This is a genomic window from Roseobacter cerasinus, from assembly GCF_009811755.1.
In the GTDB taxonomy this organism is placed as follows: Bacteria; Pseudomonadota; Alphaproteobacteria; order Rhodobacterales; family Rhodobacteraceae; genus Roseobacter; species Roseobacter cerasinus.
Genome location: NZ_BLIV01000005.1, coordinates 315064 through 327852, shown reverse-complemented (window position 1 = coordinate 327852; position 12789 = coordinate 315064). Strand labels below are relative to the sequence as shown.

The following is a 12789-nucleotide window of genomic DNA, read 5'->3' as shown; positions in this document are numbered from 1 at the left end:
GTGCGCTCGAGGGCAGATGAGCCATGAAATTCTCGACGCAAGAGGTGATGGCTGTCCCGATCCAGCAGGCTTTTGACCTGTTGACGGAGTTTTCCGAGCTGGAGCAGGCGGCCCGGCGTCGGGGTGCGCAGATCCAGCGGCTGGACGCCCTCGACGGGCCGGCCGTCGGGATGCAGTGGATGGCCGTCTTTGTGCATCGCAACCGGGGACGCCGGGTTGAGGTGCTACTGACGGAGCTTATTGCGCCGCATGTGATCGGGGTCGATTTCACCTCGCAGGGTATCAAAGGGCAAAGCCGTGTCGAACTGCTCGCTCTGTCACCGCAGCGCACGCGCGTTATGGTCAGCCTTGAGATGCGGCCCGGCACGCTGGCGGCGCGTCTTTTGCTGCAATCGCTGAAGATCGCCAAGGCCCGGCTGACCGAGCGGTACAAGGCTCGGGTCGCGCAGTATCTGAAGGAGTTGGAACTCAAAGCTGAGTGGCAGCGTCCGGGTGAAGACTAGTCGCGCCCCGGATCCGCCGGGTAGACGCCCAGAATCTCAACCATATTGGTGAAATAGTCGAGCTCTTCGAGCGCGCGCCGCACACCTGGGTCATCCGGGTGACCTTCGATATCGGCGTAGAATTGCGTCGCCGTAAACGACCCGCCCACCATATAGCTTTCCAGCTTGGTCATGTTGATGCCGTTGGTGGCAAATCCACCCATCGCCTTGTAAAGCGCGGCGGGAATGTTGCGCACCTCGAAGACAAAGCTGGTGATCATCTTCTCGGCCCTGCGGGAATGGTCCGGCGCATGGGCCATCAGCAAAAAACGCGTGGTGTTATGTTGCATGTCCTCGACGTCGCGCGCCAGGATTTCGAGGCCGTGCATCTCTGCGGCGACTGCACTGGCCAGCGCGCCGACACCCTTCTCTGCACTTTCAGCCAGTTCTGCGGCTGCGCCCGCGCTGTCGGCGGCTGCTTCGCTTGTGATGCCATGCGCATCGAGAAAGGCGCGTGCCTGCGGCAGCAGCACAAGATGCGCACGCACGTGTTTGACCTGCTCCAGCGTGGTGCCCTTGGGCGCCATCAGGTTGATGCGCACGCGGACAAAGGCCTCTTCGATGATATGCAGCCCGGATTTGGGCAGCAGCGTATGGATGTCCGCGACACGTCCATAGGTGGTGTTCTCCACCGGCAGCATGGCCAGATCGGCCTGCCCGTCATGCATCGCCTTGACGACATCCTCAAACGTCCGGCACGGGACCGGGGTGGCGTTCGGGCGGGCATTCAGACAGGCCTCGTGACTGTAGGCGCCCAGCTCTCCCTGAAAGGCAATGCGGGTGGCGGATGCGGTACTCATTAAGTGTTCCTTGGGTGTTTTCTTCTATGCGAGGGCGATTGGTCGCGGTAACTACACCTTGCCTCCGCCAAGGTGAAGCAATAGATAGCGGCAAACCCTTAGCAACGGATTCATGAGAATGTTCGACACAATGACCTTCACCAAAGCAGCCGGGGCGGTTTGCGGCGCGCTGCTCGTGTTTCTGCTCGGCAAGTGGGCAGCGGAAGAACTCTATCACGTCCAAAGCCACGGCGAAGCGTCCTATGTGATCGAAGTGGAAGGTGGCGAAGAGGTCGCAGAAGTGGAAGAGGTCGATTTCGCGACCATTCTCGCGGCGGCTGATCCGGAAGATGGCGCCAAGGTCTTCCGCAAATGCTCGGCCTGCCACAAGCTGGCAGACGGTGAAAATGGAACCGGCCCGCACCTCTATGGCGTGGTTGGCCGCGACAAGGGTGCCGTGGGCGGGTTCAACTACTCCGATACTCTGGCATCCATGGAAGGGGCCTGGACGGCCGAAAACCTGAACGGGTTCCTGGAGCGGCCATCGTCCTATGCGCCCGGCACCTCGATGAGCTTTGCAGGTCTGAAGAAAGTGGAAGAGCGGGCCGATCTGATCGCCTATCTTGACAGCCTCGCCAACTGATTCAGAGATCTGGTCTTAACGACAAATTAACCAAAAAAGCCGCTTGTTAAGAAACAGGCGGCTTTTTGTCGTTGGGATGGTCTGGTCCTGCCAGATCACATTTTCGCAACTTGTAACTTGGCGAGACGTCCCGTTAGCATACATGGTTAACGACCAAGAGACCGAGACAGGCTGTAGAAGACCGGAGGATATGCCAGATGACACCCGTAGAAAGCCGCGCGCCAGGACGCAGGGCTATCAGTCGGTCCATTCAGAGTGTGTTTGGGGTACTGGCCCTGACGGTTGCGCTGATCTGGGCGGGTGATAGCCGCGCTGAAGAAGAGACCATCGTCAGCCATGGTTATTCTTTCTATGGTACTCTGACCTATCCAGAAGATTTCAATCATTTTAACTATGTCAATCCCGACGCTCCCAAAGGCGGCGAGGTTTCTCTGCCTTTCGTCGGGACCCTCGACTCTATGAACCCCTATAATGGAAAGGGGCGCGCGCATCTGTTTTCCATTTTCCACTATGAAAGCATTCTGGGAGAGGCACCAAGTCGTGTTGCGTTGCCCGCAGACGTTTATAGCGAATATTACTGCCTCTTGTGCGAGAGCGTTGAGTACCCTCCCGGGCGGGAATGGGTCATCTTCCATATGCGCCCCGAGGCCCGATTCTCGGATGGGACACCCGTGACCGCTCATGATGTTGTCTTCAGTCATAACCTGATTCTGGACCAAGGTCTCAGATCCTTCCGCGAGGCGGTGAAAAAGCGTATCCCCAATGTCGAGGCAATCGATGATCATACCGTCAAATTCTACTTCGCAGATGGCATTTCGCGCCGCAGCCTGATCGAGCAGGTCGGCGGCACCACCGTATGGCCGAAGAAATGGTTTGATGAGACAGGTACGCGGCTTGACGAAACCTGGGTGGAGACACCGCCCGGTTCCGGCCCTTACGTGATCGAGAGTGTGGATCTGAGCAAGCGCATCGTTTTGAAACGCAACCCGGATTATTGGGGAAAAGACCTTCCGATCAATGTCGGGCGCAACAACTTTGACCGTATTCGCCTGGAGATCTTTGGTGACGACACCGCCGCCTTCGAAGCGTTCAAAGCGGGTGAATATACTCTGCGGACGGAGGGAGATAGTCGCAAGTGGGCTACGGGATATGATTTCCCCAAGGTGGATCAGGGCCACGTCGTCAAAAAGGAACTGCGAAACGGTTCACCACCTGTGCCGACCGGGATCGTTTTTAATTTGGGCAAAGATGTTCTGAAAGACAGGCGCGTCCGCGAAGCGATTGCGCTGGCCTTCAACTTCGAGTGGACCAACGAAAGCCTACAATATGGGTTGTTTTCACAACGGTCTTCCTTTTCGCAAGGTACGCCCATTGAGGCGAAAGGAACGCCAGAAGGCGTGGAACTGGAGTTGCTGCAGTCCTTGGGCGATCTGGTTCCCCCGGGAATGATCACGGAAGACGTGCGTCAGCCGCATACGTCAAACCCTGCACGGGTCTTTGATAGGCGCAATGCACGCAAGGCGATGGCATTGCTGGACGAAGCTGGCTACACCATCGGTGACAATGGCACACGCATTGATGCATCCGGCAGACCGTTGAAACTGAATTTCCTGCTCAGCGGTTCAACATCAGCGACTGGCAAGGCGGTGATGGAGAACTTTGTTTCCAATGTCCGCAAACTTGGCATCGACATCACTCTCGAAGTTGTGGACCCTGCACAATACACATCGCGGGAGAGAGACCGCGATTATGATCTGGTCTTTGACCAATACGCGGCGTTTCTGGGAACGGGAACCGGGCTGGCACAATACTACGGGTCTGAAGCTGCAGAGTTCTCGCTGTTCAACCCGGCCGGGCTGGCGAGCCCATTGGTTGACGCCATAATCGAAAAGTCCTTGCAAGCGCTCACCAGAGAAGACGAAAAGGCGGCGGTCATGGCGCTCGACCGCGCGTTGCGCTATGAATTTTTCATGATCCCCTTGTGGTACAATCCCAGCTACTGGGTTGCCCACTACGATCAATACGAGCATCCCGAACAAATCCCGCCCTATGCGCTCGGGCACCTTGATTTCTGGTGGTACAATCAAGACAAGTCGGATGCGTTACGGGTGGCGGGCGCCCTGAGGTAATCGCACCATGGGCGCCTATATTTTTCGCAGGCTCATGCTGATCATTCCGACGTTGTTGGGGATCATGCTGATCAACTTCGCACTGGTGCAATTTGTGCCTGGTGGCCCGGTAGAGCAGGCCATCGCGAGGGCACAGGGGGGCGGTGATGTGTTTGGCGCCTTCGCCGGGACCAACAATGACGCTGGCGCGGATGAGCTGAACGCAGCGTCTGAGAACAGCAACTACGTTGGCGCGCGAGGTTTGCCACCGGAGTTCATCGAAGAGCTTGAGCGTGAGTTCGGTTTCGACAAGCCGCCTGTCCAGAGGTTCCTGAACATGATCTGGAACTATATGCGGTTTGACTTCGGAGAGAGCTATTTCCGATCAATCTCGGTCATTGATCTGATCAAGGAGAAATTGCCCGTCTCGATCACATTAGGGCTCTGGTCGACGCTGATTGCCTATCTTGTGTCGATCCCGCTGGGCATTCGCAAGGCGGTGAAAGACGGCACCAGTTTCGACACCTGGACGTCCGGTGCGATTATCGCAGCCTATGCCATCCCCGGCTTTCTCTTCGCGATCCTGCTTCTGGTGTTGTTTGCGGGTGGATCGTACTGGCAACTCTTCCCGTTGCGGGGTCTGACGTCGGACAACTTCGATCAGCTGAGCCCCTTGGGCAAAGTCGCGGATTACTTCTGGCACATCACCTTGCCGGTGCTGGCATCAACCATCTCGGCCTTCGCCACATTGACGCTGCTGACCAAGAACAGTTTTCTGGACGAGATCAAAAAGCAATATGTCATCACCGCCCGTGCCAAAGGCTTGCCCGAAAGACGTGTGCTTTATGGCCATGTCTTCCGCAACGCGATGCTGATTGTGATCGCGGGGTTTCCGGCGGTGTTTATCGGCGTGTTCTTTGGCGGCTCTCTGATCATCGAGACGATCTTCAGCCTCGATGGCCTGGGGCGCCTCGGTTTCGAGGCAGCCGTTGCGCGTGACTATCCGGTGGTCTTCGGCACGCTCTTTATTTTCGGGTTGATCGGCCTGATCGTCGGCATCCTGTCGGATCTGATGTATGTGCTGGTCGACCCGCGCATCGACTTCGAGCGGAGGGAAGGCTGATGGCGCTTTCCCCTCTCAACCAGCGGCGCTGGCGCAATTTCAAGCGCAATCGCCGCGCCTATTGGTCGCTGTGGCTCTTTGCTCTGCTCTTCGGGGTCTCGCTCATGGCCGAGTTCGTGGCCTATGACAAGCCGATCCTCGTGCAGTACCGTGGCAGCTATTACACTCCGATCTGGAATTTCTACCCCGAAACGGAATTTGGCGGCGATTTCCAGACCGAGGCCGTCTACCGTGACCCGGAGGTTAAATGCCTGATCGAGACGGGAGGGCTCGACCTCTGTTTCGACGATCCGGAGGGCTATATCGAAGATGCGCAGGATGGCGTCATCGAGGGTGAAGCGATCGAGAACGGCTGGGCCATCTGGCCGTTGATCCCCTATTCCTTCGACACCGCTGTGGACCGCCCGGGTGCTGCCCCCCTGCCGCCCAATGGCGAGAACCTTCTGGGCACCGATGGCACCAAGCGCGACGTGCTGGCGCGCGTCATTCACGGGTTCCGGCTGTCGATCCTCTTCACGCTGATCGTGACGGGCGCTGCCAGCATCATTGGCATCATCGCGGGCGCCGTGCAGGGGTTCTTTGGCGGCAAGACCGACCTTATCTTTCAGCGGATCATTGAGATTTGGGCGTCCACGCCCTCGCTCTATGTGATCATCATCATGTTCGCGATCCTGGGGCGAAGTTTCTGGCTTTTGGTGATCCTCTTGGTGCTGTTCAGTTGGACCTCGCTGGTCGGCGTCGTGCGGGCAGAGTTCCTGCGCGCGCGGAACCTCGAATATGTGCGCGCCGCGCGCGCCCTGGGCGTCGGCAACACGACCATCATGTTCCGCCACATGTTGCCCAACGCCATGGTCGCCACGCTCACGATGCTGCCCTTCATCGTGACTGGCACAATCTCGACTCTGGCGATCCTGGACTTTCTGGGCTTCGGCCTGCCGTCGTCCGCGCCATCGTTGGGAGAGCTGACCTTGCAAGCCAAGCAGAACCTGCAGGCCCCTTGGCTGGCCTTCACCGCCTTCTTCACCTTTGCGATCATGCTGTCGCTGCTGATCTTCATTTTCGAGGGCATCCGCGATGCCTTTGACCCCAGAAAGACCTTTTCATGAGCGCCTTGCTCGACGTGAAAGACCTGCGGGTGAGCTTCCGGCAGGATGGCGCGCTGACAGAAGCGGTCAAGGGCGTCAGCTTCTCGGTTGAACGTGGCGAGACCGTTGCGCTGGTGGGCGAGTCGGGCTCCGGCAAATCCGTCTCGGCGCTGTCGACAGTATCGTTGCTCGGTGACAGTGCAGAGATCTCCGGGTCGGTCACCTACGATGGCCAGCAGATGATCGGCGCGGGCGAGTCGCTGCTGCGCAAGGTGCGCGGCAATGACATCAGCTTCATCTTTCAGGAGCCGATGACCTCGCTGAACCCCCTGCACACCATCGAAAAGCAGCTGGCAGAAAGCATCGCACTGCACCAGGGTCTGGCCGGAGCTGCGGCGCGCACGCGTATCCTTGAGCTACTCGAACAGGTGGGCATCCCCGATCCGGAGACGCGGCTGGGCAGCTACCCGCATCAGCTCTCGGGTGGCCAGCGGCAACGGGTGATGATTGCCATGGCGCTTGTCAATGAACCTGATGTGCTGATTGCGGACGAGCCCACCACCGCGCTGGATGTGACCATTCAGGCGCAGATCCTGGACCTGCTCAAGGCGCTCAAGGACCGTCTGGGCATGGGGCTTTTGTTCATCACCCATGACTTGGGCATCGTGCGCCGCATCGCGGACCGTGTCTGCGTGATGCAGCACGGCGAAATCGTAGAGACGGGCCGCGCGACAGATATCTTTGATGCACCACAGCATCCCTACACCAAGAAACTGCTCAGTGCAGAGCCATCGGGTCAGCCGACGCCGGTCCCGACGGATGCGGAGACCGTGGCCCGGACCGAGCATCTGAAGGTGTGGTTCCCCATTCAGGCGGGTCTGCTGCGCCGCACTGTAGGTCACGTGAAGGCCGTGAATGATGCAACCCTGTCCGTGCGGGCGGGTGAGACCATCGGGATCGTCGGCGAAAGCGGGTCCGGCAAGACAACCCTGGCGCTGGCGATGATGCGGTTGATTACCTCCGAAGGGCAGATTGTCTTCAATGGGCAGGACGTGCGCAAATGGTCTACGCGTGAGCTGCGCGCCTTGCGCAAGGACATGCAGATCGTCTTCCAGGACCCTTACGGCTCACTGTCGCCGCGCATGACCTGCGCTCAGATCATCTCCGAGGGGCTGGGCATCCACAAAGTGGACGCTGATCGCGACCCGCGGGAGCTGGTGCGCGAGGTGATGGTCGAGGTGGGCCTCGACCCCGCCACAATGGACCGTTACCCGCATGAGTTCTCAGGCGGCCAGCGACAGCGGATCGCCATCGCGCGCGCGATGGTTCTGCGCCCGCGCCTGCTGGTCCTGGACGAGCCGACCTCCGCACTGGACATGACCGTGCAGGTGCAGATCGTCGATCTCTTGCGCGACCTGCAGGCAAAATACGGGCTGGCCTATATCTTCATCAGCCATGACCTCAAGGTCGTACGCGCCATGTCGCATCAGGTGATGGTGATGAAGCATGGGGATGTGGTCGAAATCGGAGATGTCGACGCGATATTTGACGCGCCGCAACATGACTACACCCGCACGCTCCTGCAAGCCGCCGTTTGAAACCACGCGACCAAGGGAGCAACCAGCAGGTGGGGCGGGCCTTGGGCCGCCCTGCACTCAGATGGCCGAGGCGTGCCCAGCCCCCGACATGTCATAGGCGTCGAAAAACCGCGCGATGATCCGGGTCAGCGGCCGCCCCTGTGGCCGGATTCGCAGCCCGGTGTCCGCCAGTTGCACCATCTCGCCAAAGTGATCCGCTGCGGATTGCAGCAACTCGGCCACGCGGGCAACCCCATGCGGGAAGCGTTCCGCAATGTCGTCAAAGCGCACCTCGAAGTCGCACATCACGGCCTCGATCAGGCGCGCCCGCAACAGGTCTTCTCCGGCAAAGCTATGGCCACGCGCCGTGGCAAAGCGCGCGCCCTGGATCGCCTTGGCATAGGCGGATGTGGCCGAGGCATTCTGCGCATAGCCCTGCGGGAACCGCGAGATCGCCGAGGCGCCAAGCCCCACCAGCACCTCTGCGGGATCATCTGTATAGCCTTGAAAGTTGCGTCGGAGCTGACCGCTCTGCGCTGCGATGGCCAGCCCGTCCTGCGGGACGGCAAAATGGTCAATGCCGATCTGGCGATACCCATCCCATTCGAAAAGCCGCGCGGCGGTGTCGAACAAGTTCAGCCGTCGTTCCGGTGCGGGCAGCGCATCGCTGGGGATCATGGATTGGCGCCGCGCCATCCAAGGCACATGCGCATAACCATAGAGCGCCACCCGGTCCGGGTTCAGCGTCAGCAGCTTTTGTACGGAATCGGCGATGCGCGCTTCGGTCTGATGCGGCAGCCCGTAAAGAATGTCAGCGTTCAGAGATGTGATGCCCACGTCACGCAGCATGTTGGCGGCCTGCTGAGTGACCTTGAAATCCTGTATCCGGCCAATTGTGTTTTGCACCTCGGGGTCGAAATCCTGCACACCGATCGAGGCGCGGTTCATGCCAGCCGCAGCCAGCGCGTCAACGCGCTCCGAGTCAATCTCATTGGGGTCAATCTCAACCGAGAATTCGGCGCGCTCCGCCAAGGGGGCCACCTGCCGCACCGCCTGCGCAAGCTCCGCGATCATCGGTGGCGACAGGAGCGTGGGCGTTCCGCCGCCCCAGTGCATCCGGCTCAACGTCACGCCCTCGGGCAGCAGGTGCCCTAGCATCTCGATTTCCTGGATCAGTGTGTCCAGATAGCCCGCCACCGGCGACAGCGTCTGCGTGCCTTGCGTGCGACATGCACAGAACCAACACAGCCGCCGACAGAACGGGATATGCAGATAGAGCGATATCTGACTGCCCGGCGGAATGGCCCTGATCCAGCGCTCCATCTGGGCGCTTCCGGTCTCCGGTTTGAACTGGGGCGCGGTCGGATAGCTCGTGTACCGCGGCACCATCGCGTCAAAAAGACCCAGCTTTGCTAATTTGGATGTCATGTGCATACTACCCGCATAAAGTGCGTTGTGTCATCGTTCCTTGACACAGATCAAAAAGAGGAGCTCCAAGATGCAGCAGGTGGTTGCCCCTGCCTTCAAGACCTGTTCGGACTGCCCGATTCGTCATCGGGCTGTCTGCGCCAAATGTGACAGCCAAGAGCTCGAGCTGTTGGAAGACATCAAGTATTACCGCAGCTTCAGTGCCGGGCAGACGGTGATGTGGGCCGGTGACCATATGGATTTTGTGGCCTCCGTTGTCTCGGGCGTGGCGACGCTGACCCAGACGATGGAGGATGGGCGCACACAGATGGTGGGGCTGCTGCTGCCATCTGATTTTGTGGGGCGCCCCGGGCGGGAAGAAGCCGCCTATACGGTCACGGCGACCACGGATCTGGTGATGTGCTGTTTCCGGCGGAAACCCTTTGAACATATGATCAATACGACGCCGCATGTGGCCCATCGCCTGCTGGAGATGACCCTGGACGAGCTGGATGCCGCACGCGAATGGATGCTGGTGCTTGGGCGCAAGACGGCCCGTGAAAAGATCGCCAGCCTGCTGTCGATCATCGCACGTCGCGACGCGCTGTTGGGCACAGCCCCTCCGGGCAAGGAGCTGAGCTTCGATCTCGCGCTGACGCGGGAGGCCATGGCGGACTATCTGGGCCTAACGCTTGAGACGGTCAGCCGCCAGATGTCGGCACTGAAACGCGACGGGGTGATTGCACTGGATGGCAAGCGCAAGATCCGCGTGCCGGATATGGACCGGCTGATGACCGAAGCGGGGGATGACAGCGACGGTGGTTACCTGATCTGATGGCAAGGGGCGCCGCGACGCCCCCGGTTCACGCCTAGTGTGCCATGAAGACCGGCACTTTGGCGTGCTCCAGCATCTCGCGGGTGGCCCCGCCCAGCAGGGCCTCCCGAAAACGCGAATGCCCATAGGCACCCATCACCAACATATCGGCCCCCATTTCGGTCACATGACGCTGCAGCCGTTCGCTGACGCGGGCGCCATTTCGGGAAATGACCTGGATATCGCAGTTGATGCCGTGCCGTGAAAGCATGACCGCCAGTGCGCCGCCCGGGTCGGACCTGTCTGCGGCATGTTCGGGTGGGTCGATGATGGCAATATGCACATCCTTGGCCGCTTTCAGGAATGGGAGTGCTGCCCGAATCGCCCGAAGGGCTTCAGCGCTCTCATTCCAGCCGATCACGATGCAGGAAGGGTCCGAAACCGGGTCAACGTCGGGCATCACAATGGTCGGGCTCGCTGCGTCAAATAGTATCGCTTCGAGGATGAGATTTTCCTCGTTGGTGCTGGTCTTGCGGTAGGGCAGGGGCACCACCGACAGGTCGGTGAAGCGCGCCGCCTTTGACAGAGGGCGGCCCACATCAGCTAGTGTGGCGATGGACTTTTGCGTGCTCCAGCGCAGCGTGCCGGGCGCCAGCCAATCTTCGATGTCCTTTTGTACGGCCCCTGCTTTCTTATGGGCTTCTTCCAGTGCAGCCTGGACAATAATGGCGTTTGAGCCGACCTCATAGTAGTTGCTGCGCGAGCGATCCATGCCAAGGCACATGACGTCGAGATGCGCGTCGAGGGCCTTCGTCAACTCGGCCGCCTGAGCCAGCGCGGCCCGGTGCCCGTCAAAGGATGTTGTGGCGGTAAAGAGTGATTTGAAGGACATCGGCGCATTCCCTTTTCGGTGGTCTTGTCTTTTCAACCTGAGGTAAGCCGCCTAAGCAGTCCTTGATCCGCATCAGGTGAAAACCGCTAAAATCTTGATGCAGATCAAGGCGCCAGTAATCACTTCGCGCGACAGAAGACAGACAACGAACGTACCCGCGCCGACGCGGGGCGAACCGGAAGGGAACCCGGAGCAATGAATACCGGAACACATAACTACGTGAAGCTGGTGGTCCTGGCGCTTGCCACGCTGTTCACGATGATCGCGGCGAGTTATGCCCGCGATCTGGCCTATCAGGTCCATATGGTGATCTTTATGATCGTCGCGGGGGGGCTGTTTCTTGTCACCCTGCGCGCGACGGATGAGCCCGCTAAACCTATCCCCACCAATGAATATTTTGACAGCGTTGTGCGTGCCGGTGTGATTGCCACCGCGTTTTGGGGGGTTGTCGGCTTTCTTGTCGGGGTGGTGATCGCCTTTCAGCTGGCGTTTCCACAGCTGAACTTTGCCTGGGCGGAAGGCTATGCCAACTTCGGACGCCTGCGTCCGCTGCACACCTCGGCGGTGATCTTTGCTTTCGGGGGCAACGCGCTGATCGCGTCGTCGTTCTTCATTGTGCAGCGCACCTCGGCAGCGCGGCTTTGGGGCGGCAACCTGGGTTGGTTCGTGTTCTGGGGCTATCAGCTCTTCATCGTTCTCGCGGCGACAGGCTACCTTCTGGGCGGCACGCAGTCGAAGGAATACGCCGAGCCTGAGTGGTATGTGGATATCTGGCTGACCGTGGTCTGGGTCGCCTTTCTCGCCTGTTTCCTCGGCACGATCATCAAGCGCAAAGAGCCGCATATCTATGTGGCGAACTGGTTCCTTCTGTCTTTCATCGTGACCGTCGCGATGCTGCACATCGTCAATAACATCTCGATCCCCGTCTCGATCTGGGGCAGCAAATCGGTGCAGGTCTTCTCGGGCGTGCAGGATGCGATGGTGCAGTGGTGGTACGGCCACAACGCCGTGGGTTTCTTCCTGACGGCCGGGTTCCTGGGCATGATGTACTACTTCGTGCCGAAACAGGCCGAACGCCCTGTGTTCTCCTATAAGCTCTCAATCATTCACTTCTGGGCGCTGATTTTCCTGTATATCTGGGCCGGTCCGCACCACCTGCACTACACCGCGCTGCCGGATTGGGCGTCCACGCTCGGCATGGTCTTCTCGATCATCCTGTGGATGCCCAGCTGGGGTGGGATGATCAACGGCCTGATGACGCTTCAGGGCGCCTGGGACAAGCTGCGCACCGACCCGGTGCTGCGGATGATGGTCACCAGCCTAGCCTTCTACGGCATGTCGACTTTCGAAGGGCCGATGATGTCGATCCGCTCGGTCAACTCGCTGTCGCACTATACCGACTGGACCATTGGCCACGTGCACTCCGGTGCCTTGGGCTGGAACGGGCTGATCACCTTCGGCGCGCTCTACTATCTGGTGCCCGTGCTCTGGAAGCGGGAACGGCTCTACAGCCTCAGCCTTGTCAGTTGGCACTTCTGGCTCGCCACCATCGGCATCGTGCTCTACGCGGCGTCGATGTGGGTCACCGGTATCATGGAAGGGCTGATGTGGCGCGAAGTCGACGCCAACGGCTTCCTCGTGAACAGCTTTGCCGACACCGTCAGCGCCAAGTTCCCCATGTATGTGGTGCGCGGTCTGGGCGGGGTGCTGTTCCTCGCTGGCTCTCTCATCATGTGCTATAACCTGTGGATGACTGTCCGTGCGGCGCCTGCCAAGGCGACCCTCGGCACAGCTGTCCCTGCGGAATAAGGAGGGGCCA

The 12789-nt window shown here is 59.7% G+C and carries 11 protein-coding genes; 8 read left to right on the top strand and 3 right to left on the bottom strand.

Annotated features, from left to right (window positions below; translation table 11 throughout):
* Nucleotides 1–23 precede the first annotated feature (23 nt).
* Nucleotides 24–503, top strand: coding sequence for an SRPBCC family protein (locus So717_RS14600; RefSeq protein ID WP_159978557.1), 480 nt, complete (start codon nt 24–26; stop codon nt 501–503).
* On the opposite strand, the gene So717_RS14595 is transcribed toward So717_RS14600, so the two are convergent.
* Nucleotides 500–1342 carry a prephenate dehydratase gene (locus tag So717_RS14595; RefSeq protein ID WP_159978555.1) on the bottom strand — a complete coding sequence of 281 codons (843 nt, stop codon included), beginning with the start codon at nt 1340–1342 and terminating at the stop codon, nt 500–502. The genes So717_RS14600 and So717_RS14595 overlap by 4 nt on opposite strands.
* A gap of 118 nt (nt 1343–1460) precedes the next feature.
* Between So717_RS14595 and So717_RS14590 the strand changes: the two genes are divergently transcribed.
* The 5 genes from So717_RS14590 to So717_RS14570 all read left to right on the top strand — a co-directional run bounded on the left by So717_RS14590 (nt 1461) and on the right by So717_RS14570 (nt 7878).
* On the top strand, nt 1461–1964 hold the full coding sequence (locus So717_RS14590; RefSeq protein WP_159978553.1) for a c-type cytochrome: 504 nt from the start codon (nt 1461–1463) through the stop codon (nt 1962–1964).
* Between the two features lie 197 nt (nt 1965–2161).
* On the top strand, nt 2162–4093 hold the full coding sequence (locus tag So717_RS14585) for an extracellular solute-binding protein (protein WP_159978551.1): 1932 nt from the start codon (nt 2162–2164) through the stop codon (nt 4091–4093).
* A 7-nt stretch (nt 4094–4100) separates the two neighbouring features.
* A complete protein-coding gene (locus So717_RS14580) occupies nt 4101–5195 on the top strand; it encodes a microcin C ABC transporter permease YejB (protein WP_159978549.1) in 1095 nt (364 codons plus the stop codon).
* On the top strand, nt 5195–6301 hold the full coding sequence (locus So717_RS14575) for an ABC transporter permease (RefSeq protein WP_159978547.1): 1107 nt from the start codon (nt 5195–5197) through the stop codon (nt 6299–6301). Before So717_RS14580 ends, So717_RS14575 begins: the two co-directional genes overlap by 1 nt.
* On the top strand, nt 6298–7878 hold the full coding sequence (locus So717_RS14570) for an ABC transporter ATP-binding protein (RefSeq protein WP_159978545.1): 1581 nt from the start codon (nt 6298–6300) through the stop codon (nt 7876–7878). Before So717_RS14575 ends, So717_RS14570 begins: the two co-directional genes overlap by 4 nt.
* A 57-nt stretch (nt 7879–7935) precedes the next feature.
* Here So717_RS14570 and hemN read toward each other — a convergent pair whose 3' ends face one another.
* Nucleotides 7936–9291, bottom strand: coding sequence for an oxygen-independent coproporphyrinogen III oxidase (gene hemN, locus So717_RS14565; protein ID WP_159978543.1), 1356 nt, complete (start codon nt 9289–9291; stop codon nt 7936–7938).
* A 64-nt stretch (nt 9292–9355) separates the two neighbouring features.
* On the opposite strand from hemN, the gene fnrL reads away from it, so the two are divergent.
* Nucleotides 9356–10099, top strand: a complete 744-nt coding sequence (gene fnrL / locus So717_RS14560) for a transcriptional regulator FnrL (protein WP_159978541.1) — start codon at nt 9356–9358, stop codon at nt 10097–10099.
* A gap of 34 nt (nt 10100–10133) precedes the next feature.
* Here the strand turns inward: fnrL and So717_RS14555 are convergent, their stop codons facing one another.
* Complete coding sequence (locus So717_RS14555; protein WP_159978539.1) at nt 10134–10970, bottom strand: universal stress protein; 837 nt, start codon at nt 10968–10970, stop codon at nt 10134–10136.
* A gap of 195 nt (nt 10971–11165) precedes the next feature.
* On the opposite strand from So717_RS14555, the gene ccoN reads away from it, so the two are divergent.
* Nucleotides 11166–12779: a cytochrome-c oxidase, cbb3-type subunit I gene (ccoN, locus tag So717_RS14550; protein WP_159978537.1), complete on the top strand. Its 1614-nt coding sequence runs from the start codon at nt 11166–11168 to the stop codon at nt 12777–12779.
* Nucleotides 12780–12789 lie beyond the last annotated feature (10 nt).